Raw genomic sequence first — 20814 nt, 5'->3', positions numbered from 1 at the left:
CGAGGTGGTTCAGGCGCTGCCCAGGGGACGTCGTCCGGAAGAGGATTTCTGCTGGCCATCGGCACCGTAGGGCGTGGCATCGGCCGCTTCGCCGAGCAATGTTGCCAAGGCCTGCTGATTCTGCTGTATGCGCGCCGCGATCAACTTGCCGTTGAGTTCATTCTCGCGTTTGGCAGCGCCGGCCAGCTCGAGGTAGCGCTGCCGCATGCCTAGCGCGGCCGTCGGCCGGGCGCTGGTGCCGACCCAGGCATCGAGTCCGACGCGACCTGCGGCAAAGCCGGCGCTGCGCTGCGCTGCGTCGCGCTCGGCTTCAAGGCCCGCCAGGCGAATTGCCAGTTGCGACTTCTGATCGGCGATGGTCGGCAATTGGTCGATGTCGCCGGAAACCAGCGCATCCCGTTCCGCGGCCAGCACGGCCACGAACCCCTGCAATTCGGCGATAGTTTGTTCCAGCAGGACGTCGATTGCGGCCAAGGCGTGTCCGCTGCCTAATCGGCGCTGCGCTTCTTGCCGAGTTGATCCCGAACGTCTTCGATCAGGCGATCGGCAATCTTTTCGGCATCGATCTGGAGTTGTCCCTGCGCGATGGCATCGCGAATTTCCGCCACGCGCTGGCTGTCGAAGGGTGCTGCCGCCGACCTGACGAATGCGGTCGATTGCAGGTTGCTGGCTGCCGCGGCATCGCCGGCTACGGCGGTGCTTGGTGCCGCGGTTCTGCCTGACCCATTGGCAGTGGCTTGCGTGCGGGCTTTCGGCAGGCTGGCGGGTGAAGGTATCGCGGAGTTGATCTTCATGATGTGCACCGGTACGGGTTCTTAGCTTAGGGGATTTAACGGCACCGAAATCCCCAACTTTAGGCTTGGATCGGGCTTTGGCGACAATTTTCCCGTTGATCGGCGGGATCCGCCAAGCCGACGCAAGGTGTGGCGTCGGCGACCGACCCTGCCGCTGAGAATGGCCGCCAGTGTAGCGCTTCCTTTCTTGTTCGTGGGCATCGCGCCGTGCCGGTCCGCCGCGACCAACGCTTGCGCCACCTCACTGGGCGAGGCTGACCCTGCCGTCGGTTTGCGCCGTGCCGCTGACGACCTGGCCGGAAGCCGTGCGGACTTGCACCAACTGCCCGGCAGCGGCGCTGTTCAGCGCGCGGCCTTCGCTGGCGACCTGGAAGCCCGCTCCGGCGGAGACGATGCGGACGTTTTGTCCCTGCCTCACCACCACGGGCGGACGAAACATTTCCGTGCGCAATGGGCGGCCGGCCGGCACGGCATTGCCGGAAGCCTGCCCGAGCACGCGCTGCGGATCGGTCAGCACGCCGTTCGGCAACTCCGCCAGATCGCCCTGACGGTGTTCGATGTCGGCTTCTTCGACTATCTGGCCGGCCCGCAGGGAACGCGCACTGGCCAGGTAGTCCACCGTGACATGGATCTGCACGGGCACATACAGGCTCCATGTCGCGCCTTCGGTGCAGCGAACATTGACGTGGGTTCGCCCCCACGGTCGGGCTCCTGCGTCCATGGCAGCACCAAGCTTGCGGCAATCGGGCGACAGGCGGCCGGCGTTGATGGTGCCGATGCTGTAACGACCCGGTCCGGGCAGATCCTTGCCGTGAGCATCGAGAAATTCCGTCACGGCGCGACGGATCGGCTCCGCGTCCGCGGCGCATACCGGGTTTGCGGGCAGCAGCAGGATCGCGGCGAGCGCGGAAAGGAGGGCGGCAGTGGGATGCATGGTCGAAGATTACCGCAGGAAGCCGTGCTTACGTGTGCGGCCGGCAACATTCACGGCAACCGGGTTTTCGGCCGGCAACTTTTGCCGTGTTGCCGCGAAGCTTTTGCCAGCGTTGTCGCGGCTCCGGCTCGAAAAGGCGCGAAAGCGCCTGAAACAGGCATGGCAGAGGTGATTCCTGGACATGGCACGGATGATGCTTGGACCACGTCATATAGTCCATTAGACACGCCGACAACCCTTACCATGTTTGATCGAATCGACGACCAACTCAGGATTCACCGCGCGGCACTCGGCGCGCTGACCTACCGCCAGGAATTGCTTGCATCGAATATCGCCAACGCGGATACGCCGCATTTCAAGGCGCGCGATATCGATTTCAAGGGTGCGCTGGAGTCGGCCCTGACGGGACGGCGCACCGGTAATCCGGGCCTGGCAACGACGTCATCGCGGCACCTGCTGCAGGGTGCGGCGCCTTCCTTCGCCGAGGCGGCAAGATTTCGCACGGAGTTCCAGCCCAGCATCGACGGCAATACAGTAAATATGGACATCGAGCGCAGCGCCTTCGCCGAGAATGCCCTGCGCCTCGAAGCCGCGCTGACCTTTATTCGCGGCGAGTTCAAAGACCTGCAACTGGTGCTGAGCCAGTAAGCGCCATGAGCCTGCTCAATATATTCTCCATCGCCGGTTCGGCGCTTACCGCTCAGTCGGCGCGCCTCAACACGATTGCCAGCAACCTGGCCAATGCCGACAGCGTGGCCGGCGCCGATGGCCGTCCCTATCGCGCCAGACAGGTGGAGTTCAAGGCGACCGCGGTCGAAGGTGGCGGTACCGGCGTGCGGGTCACGCGGGTGGTCGAAAGCCAGGCGCCGCTGCGGATGAGCTACGACCCGTCGAGTCCGGCGGCGAACGAACAGGGCTATGTGGCGATGCCCAACGTGAATGTGGTGGACGAGATGGTCAACATGATCTCGGCCTCGCGTTCCTACCAGAACAATGCCGAAGTAATGAACGCCGCGAAATCGCTGATCCAGAAGACCCTGGCGCTCGGGCAATAACATCTTTGCAAGGAGAGCATGACATGGCAATCACTTCGGCTTCCGCCCTATCCAGCACTGCGCAGTCCTTGCTGGACGCGGCCAACGGCACCGGCAGCGCCAAGCCGACCAGCGCAACGACCGACGCGCAGAACCGCTTCCTCCGGTTGTTGACCACCCAACTGAAAAACCAGGACCCGCTGAATCCGATGGACAACGCCCAGATGACCTCGCAACTGGCGCAGATCAGCACCGTCGATGGCATCGAGAAGCTCAACGCGACCCTGCAGAAGCTGCTTTCCAGCTCCGTCGATAGCGAAGCGATGCAGGCCGCGGCACTGGTCGGTCACCAGGTCATGGTGGCCGGCAGCGGTATGACTCTTGGCGACGCCGGGGCGGTGGGTGGGCTTGAATTGAAGTCCGCCGCCGATCAGGTCAGCGTCACCATCAAGGATTCCAATGGAATTGTCATGAGAACGCTTGATCTCGGCGACCTGGATGCGGGAATGCACAACTTCGCCTGGGATGGCAAGACCGACGGCGGCGCCCAGGCGGTCAATGGCAGTTACGGCATTTCGATTCTGGCCAAGCGCGGATCGGAAAAGCTTGAAGTCGTCCCGCTCGAACTGGCCGGGGTGACCAGCATCAATCGCAGCAGTCAAGGCGTAACACTGGATCTCGGACAACTGGGCCTGGCCAAGCTGTCCGACGTTAAACAAATTTTCTGAGCGGGAGCGGATCATGGGATTTCAACAAGGTTTGGCTGGACTCAATGCATCGTCGAAGGCGCTCGATACCATCGGCAACAACATTTCCAATGCCAGCACGGTGGGCTTCAAGACCGGGCAGACGCAGTTCGCCGACGTCTTCGCGGCGTCTCTTTCCGGTGCCGGTGCGGCGCCGGTGGGCCTCGGCACCAAGGTTGCTGCCGTGGTTCAGCAATTCACCCAGGGCAGCATCGGCGTCACCAACAATCCGCTCGATATTGCGATCAACGGCGGCGGTTTCTTCCAGATGGACGACGGCAACGGCGCCACGGTGTATACCCGCAACGGACAGTTCCAGCTCGACCAGTCCGGCTACATCGTCAATGCCAACGGTTTGCAGTTGAAAGGCATCATGGCGACGCGCGGCGTGATCGCCCCGGGATCGCCTTCGGTGCCGCTGCGCCTGTTCGATCCGTCGCAGAGCCTGGCCGGACCGCCACAGCAAACCGGTGGCAGCCCCGGCAATCTCGGGCTGCAGGTCAACGTCAATCTCGATGCCCGCGTGGCACCGCCGGCGGATCCGACCTTCGACTACAACAATCCGCGCACCTACAACCAGTCCACGGCGGTCACGATCTACGACAGCCTGGGGAACCCCCACACTTATTCGATGTATTTCGTCAAGGGCGTCGCGGCCAGCAGTTGGGACGTCTATGCCGCGGTGAGCAATCCGCCCGGTGCCGTGCCGACCGTCACGGACCTGTCCGCCGGCGGTCCGCTGGGAACGCTGACCTTCGATTCCACGGGCACGCTGACCTCGGCGCCTTTCACCGCCGTCGTGACCGATGCCGATCTGGGCTACACCGGAGCCGTGAATTCCCTGTCCTTCCCGGTGGTCTTCGACGGGACGACGCAGTTCGGCTCGGACTTTTCGGTCAATGCGATGATTCAGGACGGCTATGGTTCGGGAACCCTGGCCGGATTCAACATCGGCAAGGACGGCATCATTCTCGGCCGCTACACCAACGGCCAATCGACCGAAGTCGGCCAGGTCATTCTCGCCTCGTTCCGCAATCCTCAAGGCATGCAACCGCTCGGCGACAACGTCTGGGCGCAGTCCTCGACCAGCGGTGACCGCATCGTCGGCACGCCCGGATCCACGGGTCAGTACGGCGTGCTGCAGTCCGCCGCGCTCGAAGAGTCGAATGTCGACCTGACCGCCGAGCTGGTGACCATGATCACCATGCAAAGGTCGTATCAGGCCAACGCGCAGACGATCAAGACGCAGGACAGCATTCTGCAGACCCTGGTCAACCTGCGCTGATAGTTGACGCTGGCGACACGGCGAGAGGGACGGGACGATGGACAGGATGATCTACACGGCGATGAGCGGTGCCAGCCAGACCATGAGTCGGCAGGCCGCCGTGGGTCACAACCTGGCCAACGCCAACACCACCGGCTACCGCGCCGAGGAGCACCGCCTGCGGGCGGTGCCGGTGCTGTCACATGCGACGCAGAAGGGTTTGCCGACCCGCGCCTTCGCCATGGACGCCAGCACCCATACCGACTTCACCCCGGGTCCGATGGTGCATACCGCGCGACCGCTGGATCTGGCGGTGCAGGGGCCTGGCTGGATCGCGCTGCAGATGCCGGACGGTAGCGAGGCGTATACCCGTAACGGCAGTTTCGAACTCAACGTGAATGGCATCGTGCAGACGCGCAGTGGCATTCCGGTGATGGGCGACGGCGGTCCAATCTCCATTCCACCCGACGTGAAGCTCAGCATCGGCGGCGACGGCACGATTTCCGCGCTGCCCGAGTCGGGCGCACAGAACACGGTCAGCGTGATCAGCCGCTTCAAGCTGGTGAATCCGCCCCAAGCCGACCTGGTGCGTGGCGACGACGGCTATTTTCGCCTGCGCGATGGCGAGCCGGCGACCGCCGACGAGCAGGTGATGGTGCTTGGCGGGAGCCTGGAGGGCAGCAATGTGAATCCGGCAGAACAGATGGTGAACATGATTTCCCTGGCGCGACAGTTCGAGATGCAGATGAAACTGGTGTCGGCGGCCGATGCCAACGACCGCGCCGCAACCCAGATTCTGGCGACCCGCTGATTCCGGGCATGGGGCTTGCATAGTTGCAGGCACAGACGCCCGAGCTTGGTGCGAGACGAACAGGAAGGAATGAGACATGGCCTTAGCAAACAGCCTTAGCGGACTGATCGCCGCGGCGAAAGCCCTCGACGTGGTCGGCAACAACATCGCGAATTCGCAGACCATCGGCTTCAAGTCGTCGATTGCGCGCTTCACCAACGTGTCCGCCGCCGGCAAGTCCAGCGGACCGTCCGATACCGGATCGAGTGCCGGCGTCAGTGCCGACAACATTTTCCAGCAGTTCGGGCAGGGCCAGGTCGAACTCAGCGACAAGCCGCTCGACATGGCGATCAACGGGCTGGGCTTCTTCCGCCTGTACAACCCGGAGACCAACCGGGTTTCATATACGCGCGACGGCCAGTTCGGGCTCGCCTTCGAAGGCGACGGCTTTGCCAAGCTGGTGACCCGCACCGGACTCAGTCTGACCGGGAACGTTCCCAGCTTCGGCAGCGATCCCTTCGGCACGATCGCCGCGACGCCTGCGCCGGTGCCGCTTGTCATCGATCCGTTCTTTCCGCCACGGGCGACCTCGGTGGTCAATGCCAGCCTCAACCTCGATGTCCGCGTCGCGGCGCCGATGGCGCCCTTCGATGCCGCCGATCCCTTGACCTACAACGGGTCCGCGTCATCCACCGTGTTCGATGCCGCCGGCGCGGCGCACGATTTGCGGGTTTACTTTGTCAAGCCTGGTCCGGCCAGTGTATGGCAGGTCTATTCGACGCTGGACTACAACGCCAATGCAGTGCCGGCCCAGGTGCCGACGGTCAGCGGTCCGATCGACCTGGCCTTCGACATGCGCGGCGCCGTCAGTTCGCCGATGCCTTCGCCGGTCCAGAGCTACACCCTGCCCGATGGCAGCGCCGTCGCCATCAGTTTCGACTTTACCGGCACCACCCAGAACGTGGACTACAGCAGCACCACCCAGTTCGGCACCGCGTTCAGCGTCAATGCGCTGGCTCAGGATGGCTATACCGCGGGCAGAATCCAGGATCCCAACGAATTCAACGTGCAGGCCGACGGTCGCATCATCGCGCGTTACTCCAACGGGCAGCAGCGCACCGTGGCGCAACTGGTGCTCGCCAATTTCGCCAATCCGAATGCCCTGATCAATACCGGGGACAACCAGTGGGTGGCGAACGAAGATCCGCTTCGCGGCACGGGCGCGGTGAGTCTCGGTTTCCCCAAGTTCTCCACCGAGAAACTCAGCGGCTTTGCCGGCGACAGCGATCCGGCCGAAGGCATGGGATCGATCCAGGGCCGCGCCAGGGAAATGTCCAATGTCGACCTGGCGACCGAACTGGTGTCGCTGATCGAGCAACAGCGCAACTACCAGGCCAGCGCCCAGACATTCAAGATCCTCGACCAGGTGCTGCAGAACCTGGCGAACATGCGCTCGAATTGATCCTTGGCGCCCGCAGCACCATGAGCATTTCAAATTTCACTGACCGCCTTGCGCGGTTGCTTCCACCCCTTACGATTGCCAGGAGCAGACAGCAATGATGCGTTCCCTCTGGATTGCCAAGACCGGTCTGGATGCCCATCAGACTTCGATGGACGTCATCACCAGCAACCTGGCCAACGTCAGTACCACCGGCTTCAAGCGTTCGCGTCCGGTGTTCGAGGACCTGCTCTACCAGACCCTGCGCCAGCCGGGAACGTCCTCGTCGCAGGCGACCACCATTCCATCCGGCCTGACCCTGGGCACCGGCGTCCGCGTGGTCGCCACCGAGCACATCTTTACCCAGGGCACGGTACAGAAGACCGACAATCCGCTCGACCTGGCGATCCAGGGCAACGGCTTTTTCCAGATCCAGATGCCCGACGGTTCCGTCGCCTATACGCGGGACGGCTCCTTCACCAAGGATGCCAATGGCCTGATCGTCACCGCCAACGGCTACCCCGTGACGCCGCCGATCACGATTCCCGCAAACGCCCTCAGCGTGACCATCTCGCCCGATGGTATCGTCACCTATTCCCAGCCGGGCAGCAATGCGCCACAGCCGGCGGGCAACCTGCAACTGGTCGCCTTCGTCAATAACGGCGGCCTGCAGAGCACCGGGCAGAACCTCTTCGTCGAAACCGCCTCGTCGGGAACCGGCACGCCGACCACGCCTGGCAGCAATGGTACCGGCCTGATCAACCAGGGCTATATCGAAACCTCCAACGTCAACGTGGCCGAGGAACTGGTCAACATGATCGTGGCGCAGCGCGGCTACGAAATGAACTCGAAGGCCGTCACCACCTGCGACCAGATGCTGTCGCGCCTGACTCAACTCTAAGCAGCGAGCAAAATCATGACACCCAAGATTTCGTGCTGGCCAGCGTCGCATGGAGCGGCGTCGATCAAGGTCCTGGTTCAGATCGTGATGCTGGCGGCAGCCTTGTCGGGATGCGTGACCACCGCGCCGACCACCGCGATCCACCAGCCCATGAGCATCCGCCCGGAAGCGCGCAACTATGCGCCGCCGACCAACGGCGCGATTTTCAATGTGGCCTCGGTACGGCCGCTGTTCGAGGACAGGCGTGCCCGGTTTGTCGGCGATACCATCACCATCAACATCGCCGAGAAAGTCCAGGCGTCGAAGAAGTCGGAAAACAAGACCACGCGGAGCCAGAACATCGACGTCACCGTGCCGACCGTCATCGGCCTGCCCTTCAAGGGCGTGCAGGGAACGGCGCTGGCCGCCAGCGACACCAACAATTTTGCCGGCAAGGGCGAGAACACCTCGTCCAATGATTTCACCGGAACCATCACCGTCACGGTGATCGAGGTATATCCCAACGGCAACCTGCTGGTGTCGGGCGAAAAACAGATCGGCTTGAAGGAGGGCGAGGAATTCGTGCGTTTCTCGGGGGTGGTCAATCCCAACACCATCACGTCCGCCAACACGGTCACGTCCACCCAGGTCGCCGATGCCCGCATCGAGTACAAGGCGAACGGTTTCATCGACTCGGCCCAGGTCATGGGCTGGCTCGGACGCTTTTTCCTGACCTTCCTGCCCTTCTGAGGAAACTGACATGACGCGGATAGAAAGAAGCCTGCTCGCAATTTTCTGTGCCGCCGCGCTGACGATCGCGGCGGGCAGCGCGCGCGCCGAGCGCATCAAGGATCTGGCGTCGATCGCCGGCGTGCGGACCAATCAACTGGTCGGCTACGGCATCGTCGTCGGCCTCGACGGCAGCGGCGACCAGACCACGCAAACGCCGTTCACGGTACAGAGCATGATCAGCATGCTCTCGGCGATGGGGGTCAACATGCCGCCCGGGCAGTCGCTGCAATTGAAGAACGTCGCCGCCGTGATGGTGACCGCCAGCCTGCCGCCCTTCGCCCGTGCCGGTCAGCCGATCGATGTCACCGTATCGTCGATCGGCAACGCCAAGAGCCTCAAGGGCGGCACGCTGATCCTGACGCCGATGAAGGGCGCCGACGGACAGATCTACGCCATGGCGCAGGGCAATGTCGCCGTCGTCGGCGCCGGGGCCAGCGGCGCCGGGTCGAAGGTCACGGTGAACCACTTGTCGGTGGGCCGCATTGCCGCCGGCGCGACGGTCGAACGCGAAGTGCCGATGCCGCTGGGGCAGGGCGAGTATGTGAACCTGGAACTGAATGCCACCGATTTCGGTACGGCGCAGCGCATGGTCGAGGCGATCAACGCGGTGGTGCCGGGTGCCGCCGCCGCCGCCGACGGCCGGCAAATCCGGGTACGCGCGCCGTCCACGCCCGATGAGCGGGTGAGCTTCATCGGCAGGCTCGAAAGCATCGACGTCACGCCGGTGCGCCAGGCGGCCAAGGTGATCGTGAATAGCCGCACCGGTTCGGTGGTGATGAACCAGTCCGTGCTGATCGAGACCTGCGCGGTCGCGCACGGCAGCCTGTCGGTTTCGGTCAGTACCGAGAATGCCGTGAGCCAGCCCGGAGCCCTCTCTGCGGGACAGACTGCGCGAGTTGCCAATGCCCAGATCGAAATAAAGCAGGAAGGTGGCGCCCTGATGAACGTCAAGGGTGGCGCGAATCTGGCCGACGTGGTCAAGGCCCTGAATTCTCTGGGCGCCAACCCGCAGGACCTGATCGCGATCCTGCAGGCCATGAAGTCCGCCGGCGCCTTGCGTGCCGAGCTGGAAATCATCTGACGCCGTGGGTAAGGGGGTAAGGGCGGTTTTTCGACATCTGCCCAAGCGAACGGTTCCGAGCTTGCCATGTCATTCTGCGTTCCGCTATGAATGTCCCTAACGACCGTTCCAGCCTGTCCGCGACTTCGAATATTCTCGACGTCGGCAGCCTGGGCAACCTCAAGCGCCAGGCGCGCAGCGGCGATCCCGATGCCAACAAGGCCGTCGCCAGGGAGTTCGAGGCGATGTTCCTGCAGATGGTGCTGAAGTCGATGCGCGATGCAACGCCGCACGAAGGTTTGTTCGACAGCGACCAGTCCCGGCTGTATCAATCGCTGCTGGATCAGCAGCTAAGTCAGACGCTGGGTTCCAGCACGCGCGGCTTCGGCCTCGCGGCGATGATCGAGACGCAGTTGTCACGGCGGAATGAAGCGCCGCTACCGGCGGAGGGGCCGCTGGAACTTGCACCCAAGACACGGGCTTTCCCGCTGCAGCCGGAGCTCAAGGCACTGCCCTTGCGGCAGCCCGCGGAGTCGGGGTTCAAACTGCCGCAGCCGATTATTCCTACACGAACCCCGGGTCCTGCCGCGGCGGCGCCGACCGGGACCGTGCCGGCGATTACTGCCGTACAACGTTCCTTCGTCGACCGCATGCTGCCTGCCGCGCTTGCCGCTCAGCGCGCTTCCGGCATTCCGGCGCGGTACATGGTGGCCCAGGCGGCGCTGGAAACCGGTTGGGGCAGGTCGGAACCCAAGGGCGCCGACGGCACCACCAGCTTCAATATTTTCGGCATCAAGGCGGGCGCCAACTGGCGGGGCCCGACGGTGGAGTCGAGGACCACCGAAGTGATCATGGGCGTGGCGCAAACCCGTGTCGAGCGCTTCCGCGCCTACGGTTCGCACGAAGAGGCGTTTTCCGACTACGCCAAGCTCATGATGCGCAGCCCGCGCTATGCGGCAGTGCGCGAGGCGCGCGATCCCGCCGACTTTGCGCGCGGTCTGCAGTTGGCGGGCTATGCCACGGATCCCAAGTACGCGGCAAAACTCGAGCGCATCATCGGCGGGGCGGCCCTGAGGCAGTCCATGATCGGCTGAGTGCCGCGTTCGCGGCGAGTCCCCGCCTGATGCTGGCACGCAGGTTGCTCTATTTCTGCTGAATCCTCAACTTGCGGCAAGTTTTGCCGTTATATGGGTTCCATAGCGGAGACATCATGGGCATTTCCAGTATTGGCTTCAGCGGACTGAATGCGGCACAGGCCGGCCTGCTGACCACCGGCCACAACATCTCCAACGCGTCGACGCCCGGCTATCATCGCCAGGAGATCGTGCAGAGCGCCAATGGCTCGCTGTTTACCGGGGCCGGTTTCATTGGCCAGGGCACGCATGTGCAGACCGTCAAGCGCGTCTACGACGAATTCCTCGGCCGCCAGGTACTGAATGCCGAGGCCGGAGCGACCGAGATGGAAACCTATCGTGCGCAGATCAGCCAGATCGACAATCTGCTGGCCGATCCGAGCGCCGGCCTGTCGCCCGCGCTGTCAGCCTTCTTCAAGGGCCTGCAGGACGTTGCGGCCAACCCGGCTTCAGTTGCCGGCCGGCAATCCATGCTGTCCGCCGCCGAGGCCCTGGTGGCACGGTTTCAAGGGCTGGATCAGCGATTCTCGGAAATCCGCGAAGGCACCAACCAGCAGATCTCGGCACAGATCGGCCAGATCAATGTCTTCAGCACGCAACTGGCCGACATCAACCAGCGCATCATCATGGCGCAGGCGTCGGGCACCAATCAGCAGCCGAATGACCTGCTCGATCAGCGCGACACGATGCTGAGGGATCTGAACAAGCTGGTCCGCGTCAGCACGGTGACCCAGAGCGATGGCAGCTTCAATGTTTTCATCGGCCAGGGGCAGCCGCTGGTGGTCGGCACCCGGTCTTCCAGCCTGCAGGCCGTTGCCGCGGCGGACGATCCGCAGCGCAAGACCGTGGCAATAGTTGGCGCTGGCGGTACGGCGCAACTCCTGTCGGAGTCGCAGATCAACGGCGGCAGCCTCGGCGGTTTGTTGAGCTTCCGCAACGAGAGCCTCGATGCGGCGCAAAACGCCCTGGGCCGGATCGCCGTGACGCTGGCGCAGAATTTCAATGACCAGCACCGCCTCGGGCAGGATCTGACCGGTGCCATGGGCCAGGATCTGTTCACCGTGGCAGACCCGATCGTGCGCGTGAACAGCGGCAATGGCGGCAGCGGGACGCCTGCCATCGGCATCGATGCGGCGACTGTTTCCGAGCTGACCGGCAGCGATTACCGGCTGAGTTTCGTCGGCGGCAATTACCAGTTGATCCGCCTTGCCGACAACCAGACGCGGACCTTCGCCAGCCTGCCGCAGACCGTGGACGGAATCACGATCGACGCGGCTACCTGGCTGCCTGCCGCCGACGACAGCATCCTGATCCAGCCGACTCGCGCCGGCGCCAGGGAAATCGGCCTGGCCTTGTCCGACGTGCGCCAGATTGCCGCGGCGGCGCCCATACGCAGCACGGCCAGCCTGGCCAATACCGGCACCGGAAAAGTCACCGCCGGCACGGTCGACGCGCCACCGCCGCCCAATCCGGATTTGCAGCACCGGGTGACGATAAGCTTTACCAGCGCGACGAGCTTCGATGTGTTCGATGTCACCACATCCACCACGCTGGCCAGCGGCGTGGCCTACGCCAGCGGCAGCGATATCGCCTACAACGGGTGGACCGTGCGGATCTCCGGGAACCCAGCCAGCGGCGACGCGTTCAGCGTCGAGGCCAATGCCAATGGCGTTGCCGACAACCGCAACATCGTGCTGCTCGGCGGCTTGCAGACCCGCAACACCATAGGCGCCGAGGCCGGATCGGCACCGACTGCGACCTATCAGGGCGCCTATGCCCAGATCGTCAGCGCGGTCGGCAGCAAGACCAACGAAGTCGAGGCCATCGGGGCCGCCCAGCAAGGCCTGGTCGACCATGCCGCGCAGGCCCTGGAGTCGCTCGCCGGCGTCAATCTGGACGAAGAGGCGGCCAAGCTGCTGCGCTACCAGCAGGCCTATCAGGCGTCCGCCAAAGTGCTCGAAATTGCCACCAGAATATTCGATGAAATTCTCGCCCTCGGCCGCTAAGTCGGCCATCACCGCAGGAGAATTCGATGCGCGTCAGTAGCGGCATGATCTTCGATGCTGGCATTGCCAGCATCAACCGGCAAACAGCGTCCCTGCTCAAGGTCCAGCAGCAGATCGCCAGCGGCCGCCGGATCCTTACGCCCAGCGACGACCCGGTCGCCGCCGCGCGTGCTCTGGAGGTGACCCAGGCCAGCGACATCGTTGCCCAGTTCAAGGAGAATCAGAACTACGCCGTGTCGGCCCTCGGCATCGAGGAGGTGCAGCTCGGCGCAGCCACCGATGTCATCGGCCGGGTGCACGAACTGGCGGTTCAAAGCACCAATTCGACGCTGACGGACAGCGCCCGTGCCGGCATTGCCACCGAGTTGCGCGCACGCTTCGACGAACTGCTCGGCATCGCCAATTCCGGCGATGGCACCGGCAATTATCTGTTTGCCGGTTTCATGAGTTCGACCACGCCGTTTGCCGGCACGGTGGACGGCATTCTTGCCGGCAGCGACGTCGTCTATCAGGGCGACGACGGTCAGCGCAAGCTGCAGGTCTCGCCGACCCGCGTCATCGAGGTGAGCGACGCCGGCAGCGACTTGTTCCGACGCATCGCCAGCGGCAATGGCTATTTCGCCACCGACTATGCGGCGGGCAACAGCGGCACCGGAGTCATCAACTCCGGCGCGGTCAGCAATCCCGCCGCCTGGAATGCATCGGCTTCGCAGCAGGTCGCGATCAACTTCACGGTAACCGGGGGTGTCACCAGCTATGACCTGGTCGACACCGTGAGCGGCAACTCGCTGCTGACCGGCGCGGCCGCACCGGCTGCACCGGGCGCCCAGCGCGTGTTCCAGGCCGGTCAGCCGATCGTGCTCAGCGCACAGGGAGCCGAAGCTCCTTTCGATCTCGGCGCCAGCGTCACGATCACCGGTGCGACGGCCGACGGCGACAGCTTCACGCTGGCACCGGGCGGCTCGCAGAGCGTATTCACCACGGTGGCAAGATTGATCGGCGCGCTGGAGGCGCCGGCCGGAACGCCGGCGGCCAAAGCCCAATTGGCGTCGGAGGTCGGGTTTGCCGTGACCAACCTTTCCCATGCCGCCAACAGGATTTCGGAGACGCGCTCCCTGGTGGGTTCGCGCATGAACGAGCTTGACTCGCTGGGCAGTTTGAACGAAGACCTCGACCTGCAATACCAGCAGACCTTGTCCACCCTGCAGGACGTCGATTACGCCAAGGCGGTATCCGACCTCACGCGCAAGCAATTCGAACTGGAAGCGGCCCAGCAATCCTTTTTCAAGATCTCACAACTTTCACTGTTCAATTTCCTGTGATGCCACCGAACCGCCAGCGCCAACTCCTTCCCGCCGCCGTCATCGCCATCGCGCTGGCCGGCTGCGGTTCGCTCAACTATCCGGGGCCATCGGCGCTGGACGGAAATTTCCCTGCGCAAGGGCCGATCATTCCGGACACCGCGCTGAACCTGACGAGGTCGATGCAGATACCGCTGGACAAGGTGGTCGCCTGGGGCTTGTATGCGGGCGCCGCTTGGCTGATTCTCGATCCCCTGGCGCCCAACTGGGAAATCGAGCAGGCAAACTTCCCGGATCGCCACTACCACCTGTCCCTGAAAATGAAGCGGCTCTATTCCGGCGGCGCGGGCGAAGCACGGGTCGTGTTCCACCAGCGGGCCAAGGAACTGATGCGCCAGAACGGCTACGATACCTATGCCGTCGTCGAATACACGGAAGGCCTCGAATCATCGCTGCTCGGGTCGCAGCGCGTGGCGCAGGGGGTGATTCAGCTCACGCGCCGCTGAGCGCCTGGCGGGCTATCCGGCCGCCGCGCGCAACAGCATTCCCAGCGCCTCGAAGCCGCGATTGAACACGCCTTCCATGGCGGCCCCCAGATAGGGCAGCGACAGCATCAGGACGAAGAAGCCCAGCGCCAGGGTCACCGGAAAACCGACCGCAAACAGGTTCAGTGTCGGCGCGACGCGCGCCAGCACTCCCAGCGCAATATTGGTCACCAGCAGCGCCGTGATCAGCGGCAATGCCAGCAGCACGCCGAGGCTGAACATCATCGCCGCCGAGTTCAGCAGCGACGACAGCGCCACGGCGTGAAAAGGCGCAAGGCTGACCGGCAGCAGGGTGAAACTTTCGGCGAGCACGCTGAGCAGCAGCAGATGGCCGTTCATGGCGAGAAATATCATGGCCGTCAGGAAGCCGAGAAACTGGGTCATCACCGGCGTCAAGCCGCTGCTGCTCGGATCGAAAAACGTGGCGAAGGAAAGGCCCATCTGCAGGCCGATCAGCTCTCCGGTGACATCCAGCGCCGCCATGGCGATGCGCAGGGCAAAGCCCATCATGACGCCGATCAGCAACTGTTCGGCGATCACCAGCAGGCCCAGCCACGATCCGGGGGCCAGCGGCGGGGGCGGCGGCAGCGCCGGCGACAGGGCCAGGGTGACGGCCAGGCCCATGACCAGGCGCACTCGCATCGGCAGCGCCGCATTGTTGAACACCGGCGCGGCGGCCAGCAGGCCGAGTATCCGCGTCAGGGGAAAGACAAACAAGCTGAGCCAGGCATCGAGCTGCGCCGAGCTGAGGGTAATCATTAGGGTCTGTTCTCAATCATCCGGCGGATGGCGTTGAGGCCAGACGCGGATGGATGCAAGGCGGAGGACGCCGGCAAGGGTAATCCCTTGCCAAGTCTGACAACGCCGCAGACGCCGCGTCCGGCCTCAACCCGAAGGGCCGGGTCACCAACGCAACGGCGAAGCCGTTGCGTTCGTTCCCAGGCTAGCGCACGCCCGCAGCCGCAAGCGGCTGCGGAGCGGACGCGCTGCGGCGTTGCGGCTCCTGGCGAGGTATCAACATCGCGGCGTCGCCGCGCCTTGCATCGCATCCCGATTTGATCCCGGCGCCACCGTCGCATGATTGGGAACAGACCCTAGCCTATGAGTCCCGGAATCGATTCGTAGAGGCGGCGCATGTAGTCGGTCAACATGGTCAGCATCCACGGTCCGGCCAGAATCAGCGTGACAAAGATGGCCAGAAGTTTCGGCACGAAAGAGAGCGTGGCTTCGTTGATCTGGGTGGCTGCCTGGAAAATGCTGACGATGAGTCCGGTCACCAGGGCGGCCGCGAACAGGGGTGCCGAAATCAGCAGGGTCAGCTCGACTGCGCTGCGTCCTATTTCGATGACGGTGGTCGGAGTCATGCGCCGAAACTCAGGACCAGCGAACCGATCAGCAGGTTCCAGCCGTCGACCAGCACGAACAGCATGACCTTGAAGGGCAGGGCGACGATCACCGGCGACATCATCATCATGCCCATGGACATCAGCACCGAGGCCACGATCATGTCGATGATGAGGAAGGGAATGAATATGATGAAGCCGATCTGGAAGGCAGTCTTGAGTTCCGAGGTGACGAAGGCGGGAATCAGCACGCGCATCGGGATTTCATCGGCGCTTGCCGGCACTGGCTGTTTCGCGATCTTGGTGAAGGTGGCGAGATCGGCATCGCGCACCTGTTTCATCATGAAGGCGCGCAGTGGTACGGCGCCTTTTTCGAGGGCCTGCTGAAAGTTGATCCGGTTTTCCGACAGCGGCAGATAAGCTTCGGCGTAAATGCGATCGCCGACCGGCGCCATGATGAAGAACGTGAGGAACAGCGCGAGCCCGACCATCACCTGGTTGGGCGGCGAGGTCTGGGTTCCCATCGCATGGCGCAGCAGGGAAAAGACGATGATGATGCGGGTGAAGCTCGTCATCATGAGCACCAGCGCCGGCAGGAAGCTGAGGCTGGTGAGCAGCAGCAGGGTCTGGATCGACAGTGACCACTGGACGCCGCCGCCCGCCGCTGGCGTACTGGTGACCGCCGGCATGGCCTGGGCCAAGGCCAGTGCCGGCGACAGCAGCGCAGCGGCGAGAAGGAGCAGGCGGCAGTACATGGTCAGGGCTTGCGCATCAGGCCTTGCAGCCAGCCCGGCATCGCTTCGGCAGGCGGCGGCGTGGCGAGCGGCTGGCGGGGAATTTCGGCGAGGGCGGTGACGCGACCCGGAGCAACGCCGAGCACCAGCCAGGTGCTGCCCACTTCGACGATCACCACCCGCTCGCGTCCGCCTACCGCCGTGGCGGCGACCACGCGCATCAGGCCGGCCGCCGTTCCGCGTTGCAAGGTCAGCTTCTTCAGCAGCCAGAGGCTGCCGATCAGCAGTGCCAGGATGCCCGCCACGCCGAGCAGCATCTGCGGCAGGCCGCCGCTGCTTACCGACGGCAGTGGCGGCGCCGCTTGCGCCAAGGCTTCGGCGGCGGTCAGGAACAGCGTGATGGTGGAAACGACAAGTTTGCGCATGCACATCCGGAAACGCGAGGCCGCATCGTGGCGCGGCGAGGAGTGGATGCGAGGATAAGCCGGAGCTTCCCCGAAGAAGGCGGAAAGGAAAGGGACGAAGCGCCGACTTATCAGCGGTTCAGCTTGCGGATGCGTTCCTGCGGCGTGATGATGTCGGTCAGGCGGATGCCGAACTTGTCGTTGACCACGACAACCTCGCCCTGGGCGATCAATGTGCCGTTGATCAGCACGTCCATCGGTTCTCCGGCCAGGCCCTCGAGTTCGACCACCGAGCCGTGGGCCAGTTGCAGCAGATTGCGGATGGATATCTTGGTACGCCCCAGTTCCACGGTGAGCGCGACCGGAATGTCCATGATCATGTCGAAGCCCCGCGGTGCCTGGGGACTGCCGCCGGTTTCGGAAAACTGTTCGAAAATCTGCGCTGGCTGGATGGTCGGGGCGGGCTGGGCGCCGGCGGCGCCTTGCTCATTCATGGCACTGGCCCAGTCGTCGTCCGAGATCTGCGGTTCGGCGCCGGCCGACGCGGTAGTTTGGTTCATTTCAGGCTCCTGATGTCGTCGCGGCAATGACAATGCCGAGCATGATAATCATGTTTGCTCTTCCGCGAGGAAACGTCCGACTTTCAGGGCGTACTGACCGTTCTGGATGCCGTAGCGGGATTCGATCAAAGGCACACCATCGACCGTCGCCTGGATCGTATCGTCGATGGTCAGCGGAATCACGTCGCCGACTTTCATGTTGATGATTTCGCCGAGTTTGACTGTCGTGTGCCCGAGATTGGCCACCAGTTCGACTTCGGCCGCCTGCAATTGCCGGGTGAGCATGCTGGTCCAGCGATTGTCCGACGAAGTCTGCTCGCTGTGCATCGTGCTGTGGAGCACATCGCGGATCGGCTCGACCATCGAATAGGGCAGGCAGATGTGCAGTTCCGAGCTGTTTCCGGCGAATTCGAGATTGAAGGTGATGGAAATCACGACTTCCGACGGCGTCGCGATGTTGGCGAACTGGGTATTCATTTCCGAGCGCACGAACTCGAAGGTCAGCGGAAACACCGGTTGCCACGCCTTCTGGTATTCGGCGAAAACCACGCCGAGCAATCCCTGGATGATACGTTGCTCGGTCGGCGTGAAATCGCGTCCCTCGATACGGGTGTGGAAACGTCCGTCGCCGCCGAACATGTTGTCCACGACGAGAAATACCAGGTTCGGATCGAGCACGATCAGGCCGGTGCCGCGCAAGGGCTTGGCCTGGATCAGGTTGAGGTTGGTCGGCACCACCAGGTTGCGGATGAACTCGCTGTACTTCTGCACCTTGATCGGGGCCACCGACACTTCGACGCCCTTGTGCATGTAGTTGAACAGGCCGATGCGCAGATAGCGGGCGAAGCGCTCGTTGATGAGCTCCATCGTCGGCATGCGGCCGCGCACGATGCGCTCCTGGCGTCCCAGATCGTAGGGGCGGACGCCGCCGACTTCTTCTATTTCGGCGGGTGCGTCGTCTGCTTCGCCGGCCACTCCCTTGAGCAGGGCGTCAACTTCTTCCTGGGAGAGAAAATCCTGGGCCATGGGCTTCAGCGTCCCGCAAGGACGAGGAATTACTGGATGATGAAGCTTGAGAATAGCACGGATTGCACCGGGGCACTGGGGTCTGCGGCCTCTGCGGGCGCCGCGTCGGCGCCGGTTTTGGGCGTTTCCGCGGAAGGGTCGATGACCCGGTTCGCGACATCCCGCAACTCGTTGGCCAAGCGCTGCACGCCCGTCGCGGAGTTGAGTTCGGAGGCTTTCTTGCTCATCAAGGCCAGGGTGATGCGATGCTTCAGTTCGGGCTCGTACTGCTTGATCAATTCCTGTCCTTGCTGATCGCTGAGCTTCATTTGCACCTCGGCCTGCAGGTAGGCTTCCTGCGACTCGGTTTGCAGCTTGACGGTGAACGCCTTGTCGAACTTGTAGAAGACGGGCGGGCCGAGGTCGGTCTTCTTCTTTGCCACTTCGCGTTTTGCGGGCTCGGCGCCGTTTTGGCCTTCCGCCGCGGCCGGCTTCTTCAGCAGAAAGAACGCGGCGCCGCCCCCCAGTGCCAGGCACACCACGCCGACGAGGCCGAACAACAGCCATTTGCCCCGGTTCTTTTTGGGTGGGGCCTCGACGGCGTCGGCTTCAGGCTTTTTTGCATCTGGCATTTATGTTCTCCACGGTTTTTCTTTGGTCTTTCGCCGTGCGTCGGGCGCATCGGTCACAGGCGTCATTCTACGGTGGTCTGCGCATCATGCCGGTGCGCGCATGACGCCCAGGTCCGATTCCGATCTAGGCGAACAGGTCCACCATGCCGCGGCCGCTGCCGCTGCGCCACGCCGGGGCGATTTCCATTTCGGCGCCGGGCAGGGTGACAAGCTGCGCATTGTCGCGATCCGCCGGCCGATCTTGATGCCCTGCATGCATGGATTTGGAATCGTGACGGGAATCGGCGCCGACGTGGGTATGCGCCAGCGTGATGCCGGCATCGGCGAGTACCTCGCGCAAGCGCACCATCGAGTTCTCCAGGGTCTCGCGCACGGCGGCGTGGGGCGAGGCGAAACTGGCGCTGAGCTGGTCGCCCTCGAAGCGCATGGTGACTTCGATGCGGCCGAGCTGGGGCGGGTTCAGCACCAGATCCGCCTGCTGGCGGTTGGTGCCGGCCATCCAGGTCAGCTTCTGGCCCACCTCGTCCTGCCAGCCGGCGCGGCCGAGATGGGTGGCCACCGGCAGATCCGGAATGCGCGCGGTCGAAGTTCGGGCTTCGCTTGCCTGAACGCCGAACGCAGCGGGATTGCTGGCGACGCGTTCGATCACGGCGCGGAAGTCGCCCGGCTCTTGTTCCAGGCTTGCCGTACGGGTGCCGGTCCGACCTGGCTCGGCAGTAATTGCCGCATCAACGGCAAGCTTGTCCGGGCGGCGCGCGTTCTCCGCGGCAGGTATGGCCGCGCTGCGGCCCGCCTGCTGCTGTCCCTTGCGGGAATCGCGTGTGTCGGCGACGACGGGCAGGCCGGGTGCCGACAAAGTTGGCGCTGACGCCACGGCGTGGGCCGTCTCGCCTGAAATCACCGGCGCGGCGGGCAACACGCTGGCGGCCACGACGAGCGGCAGTGCTGCGGGCTCAGGCTGCGGGGCGGGCAGCAGCGCCGGCTCGGCTTCGGGAGCGACTTCGGCGCCGGTATCGGCCGACGCGACAACTGCCGCGACCAGCGCGGGTTCTATTTCGACGACAGGCGGTGCATCCTGCGCCAGCAGCGGAAACAGGCTGCCGGGCACGGCCGCGGGATCTGCGGTCGTTGATGCCGCTGCCGTGCCCGGCAAGGGCAATTCCTCGGCCAGCGTCTTGCCGGTGCGAGCCACCGCCTTGCCACCCAGGGACTTCAACACGTCGGCAAACGTGGCGGGAGCCGCCGGGATTTCCGCGCTGTTGAATTCCCCGGCGCGCGATACGTTACCGTGCCCCACAGGCTGGGTCGAGGGGGTGGCAGAGGGTATCGCCTTGAGTATGTCAGCCATATGCATTTCCTTCCGGACTGGAACGTCACACGATGGTTATGCAAGGCCTATGCCATAGGCCGGCGACGAGC

At 63.9% G+C, this 20814-nt stretch carries 24 protein-coding genes; 13 read left to right on the top strand and 11 right to left on the bottom strand.

The window, feature by feature from the left end; all coding sequences use genetic code 11:
- Positions 1 to 9: 9 nt before the first annotated feature.
- The 3 genes from RMO95_RS19735 to flgA form a co-directional block, all read right to left on the bottom strand.
- Positions 10 to 474, bottom strand: a complete 465-nt coding sequence (locus RMO95_RS19735) for a flagellar protein FlgN (protein WP_310452384.1) — start codon at positions 472 to 474, stop codon at positions 10 to 12.
- Between the two features lie 14 nt (positions 475 to 488).
- Positions 489 to 794: a flagellar biosynthesis anti-sigma factor FlgM gene (flgM, locus tag RMO95_RS19730; protein ID WP_310452383.1), complete on the bottom strand. Its 306-nt coding sequence runs from the start codon at positions 792 to 794 to the stop codon at positions 489 to 491.
- A gap of 241 nt (positions 795 to 1035) precedes the next feature.
- Positions 1036 to 1728 carry a flagellar basal body P-ring formation chaperone FlgA gene (gene flgA, locus RMO95_RS19725; protein WP_310452382.1) on the bottom strand — a complete coding sequence of 231 codons (693 nt, stop codon included), beginning with the start codon at positions 1726 to 1728 and terminating at the stop codon, positions 1036 to 1038.
- Positions 1729 to 1971: 243 nt separating this feature from the next.
- Here flgA and flgB point away from each other — a divergent pair, with 243 nt between their 5' ends.
- The 13 genes from flgB (at position 1972) to RMO95_RS19660 (ending at position 14678) form a co-directional block, all read left to right on the top strand.
- On the top strand, positions 1972 to 2376 hold the full coding sequence (flgB, locus tag RMO95_RS19720) for a flagellar basal body rod protein FlgB (RefSeq protein WP_310452381.1): 405 nt from the start codon (positions 1972 to 1974) through the stop codon (positions 2374 to 2376).
- 5 nt (positions 2377 to 2381) lie between these two features.
- Complete coding sequence (gene flgC / locus RMO95_RS19715) at positions 2382 to 2783, top strand: flagellar basal body rod protein FlgC (RefSeq protein WP_310452380.1); 402 nt, start codon at positions 2382 to 2384, stop codon at positions 2781 to 2783.
- Between the two features lie 23 nt (positions 2784 to 2806).
- Positions 2807 to 3490 carry a flagellar hook assembly protein FlgD gene (locus RMO95_RS19710; protein WP_310452379.1) on the top strand — a complete coding sequence of 228 codons (684 nt, stop codon included), beginning with the start codon at positions 2807 to 2809 and terminating at the stop codon, positions 3488 to 3490.
- Between the two features lie 13 nt (positions 3491 to 3503).
- Positions 3504 to 4793 (top strand): flagellar hook protein FlgE, encoded by a 1290-nt coding sequence (gene flgE / locus RMO95_RS19705; RefSeq protein WP_310452378.1) that lies wholly within the window; start codon positions 3504 to 3506, stop codon positions 4791 to 4793.
- A gap of 37 nt (positions 4794 to 4830) precedes the next feature.
- A complete protein-coding gene (flgF, locus tag RMO95_RS19700) occupies positions 4831 to 5583 on the top strand; it encodes a flagellar basal-body rod protein FlgF (RefSeq protein WP_310452377.1) in 753 nt (250 codons plus the stop codon).
- A gap of 76 nt (positions 5584 to 5659) precedes the next feature.
- The gene (locus RMO95_RS19695; RefSeq protein WP_310452376.1) at positions 5660 to 7024 is read left to right on the top strand and encodes a flagellar hook protein FlgE; all 1365 of its coding nucleotides are present in this window, start codon (positions 5660 to 5662) and stop codon (positions 7022 to 7024) included.
- Between the two features lie 94 nt (positions 7025 to 7118).
- Positions 7119 to 7901, top strand: coding sequence for a flagellar basal-body rod protein FlgG (flgG, locus tag RMO95_RS19690; protein WP_310452375.1), 783 nt, complete (start codon positions 7119 to 7121; stop codon positions 7899 to 7901).
- Between the two features lie 15 nt (positions 7902 to 7916).
- The gene (locus tag RMO95_RS19685; RefSeq protein ID WP_310452374.1) at positions 7917 to 8630 is read left to right on the top strand and encodes a flagellar basal body L-ring protein FlgH; all 714 of its coding nucleotides are present in this window, start codon (positions 7917 to 7919) and stop codon (positions 8628 to 8630) included.
- 10 nt (positions 8631 to 8640) lie between these two features.
- Positions 8641 to 9753: a flagellar basal body P-ring protein FlgI gene (locus RMO95_RS19680; RefSeq protein WP_310452373.1), complete on the top strand. Its 1113-nt coding sequence runs from the start codon at positions 8641 to 8643 to the stop codon at positions 9751 to 9753.
- 86 nt (positions 9754 to 9839) lie between these two features.
- Positions 9840 to 10826: a flagellar assembly peptidoglycan hydrolase FlgJ gene (flgJ, locus tag RMO95_RS19675; RefSeq protein ID WP_310452372.1), complete on the top strand. Its 987-nt coding sequence runs from the start codon at positions 9840 to 9842 to the stop codon at positions 10824 to 10826.
- Positions 10827 to 10942: 116 nt separating this feature from the next.
- Positions 10943 to 12871 carry a flagellar hook-associated protein FlgK gene (gene flgK / locus RMO95_RS19670; protein ID WP_310452371.1) on the top strand — a complete coding sequence of 643 codons (1929 nt, stop codon included), beginning with the start codon at positions 10943 to 10945 and terminating at the stop codon, positions 12869 to 12871.
- Between the two features lie 26 nt (positions 12872 to 12897).
- Positions 12898 to 14193 (top strand): flagellar hook-associated protein FlgL, encoded by a 1296-nt coding sequence (gene flgL, locus RMO95_RS19665; RefSeq protein WP_310452370.1) that lies wholly within the window; start codon positions 12898 to 12900, stop codon positions 14191 to 14193.
- Complete coding sequence (locus RMO95_RS19660) at positions 14193 to 14678, top strand: hypothetical protein (RefSeq protein WP_310452369.1); 486 nt, start codon at positions 14193 to 14195, stop codon at positions 14676 to 14678. The genes flgL and RMO95_RS19660 overlap by 1 nt, the downstream gene beginning before the upstream one ends.
- A 12-nt stretch (positions 14679 to 14690) precedes the next feature.
- Here RMO95_RS19660 and fliR read toward each other — a convergent pair whose 3' ends face one another.
- The 8 genes from fliR to RMO95_RS19620 form a co-directional block, all read right to left on the bottom strand.
- Positions 14691 to 15476 carry a flagellar biosynthetic protein FliR gene (gene fliR, locus RMO95_RS19655; RefSeq protein ID WP_310452368.1) on the bottom strand — a complete coding sequence of 262 codons (786 nt, stop codon included), beginning with the start codon at positions 15474 to 15476 and terminating at the stop codon, positions 14691 to 14693.
- 335 nt (positions 15477 to 15811) lie between these two features.
- On the bottom strand, positions 15812 to 16081 hold the full coding sequence (gene fliQ / locus RMO95_RS19650) for a flagellar biosynthesis protein FliQ (protein ID WP_310452367.1): 270 nt from the start codon (positions 16079 to 16081) through the stop codon (positions 15812 to 15814).
- A complete protein-coding gene (gene fliP, locus RMO95_RS19645; protein ID WP_310452366.1) occupies positions 16078 to 16815 on the bottom strand; it encodes a flagellar type III secretion system pore protein FliP in 738 nt (245 codons plus the stop codon). The genes fliQ and fliP overlap by 4 nt, the downstream gene beginning before the upstream one ends.
- A 2-nt stretch (positions 16816 to 16817) precedes the next feature.
- Complete coding sequence (gene fliO, locus RMO95_RS19640) at positions 16818 to 17219, bottom strand: flagellar biosynthetic protein FliO (RefSeq protein WP_310452365.1); 402 nt, start codon at positions 17217 to 17219, stop codon at positions 16818 to 16820.
- A 110-nt stretch (positions 17220 to 17329) separates the two neighbouring features.
- Positions 17330 to 17758 (bottom strand): flagellar motor switch protein FliN, encoded by a 429-nt coding sequence (gene fliN, locus RMO95_RS19635; protein ID WP_310452364.1) that lies wholly within the window; start codon positions 17756 to 17758, stop codon positions 17330 to 17332.
- Positions 17759 to 17806: 48 nt separating this feature from the next.
- On the bottom strand, positions 17807 to 18784 hold the full coding sequence (fliM, locus tag RMO95_RS19630; RefSeq protein WP_310452363.1) for a flagellar motor switch protein FliM: 978 nt from the start codon (positions 18782 to 18784) through the stop codon (positions 17807 to 17809).
- Positions 18785 to 18813: 29 nt separating this feature from the next.
- The gene (gene fliL, locus RMO95_RS19625) at positions 18814 to 19395 is read right to left on the bottom strand and encodes a flagellar basal body-associated protein FliL (protein ID WP_310452362.1); all 582 of its coding nucleotides are present in this window, start codon (positions 19393 to 19395) and stop codon (positions 18814 to 18816) included.
- A 124-nt stretch (positions 19396 to 19519) separates the two neighbouring features.
- A complete protein-coding gene (locus RMO95_RS19620) occupies positions 19520 to 20743 on the bottom strand; it encodes a flagellar hook-length control protein FliK (RefSeq protein WP_310452361.1) in 1224 nt (407 codons plus the stop codon).
- Between the last annotated feature and the right edge of the window lie 71 nt (positions 20744 to 20814).

The organism is Sulfuritalea sp., from assembly GCF_031426875.1.
In the GTDB taxonomy this organism is placed as follows: Bacteria; Pseudomonadota; Gammaproteobacteria; order Burkholderiales; family Rhodocyclaceae; genus Sulfuritalea.
The sequence above is the reverse complement of the archived record's forward strand: the minus strand, read 5'-3'. Positions and strand labels throughout refer to the sequence as shown.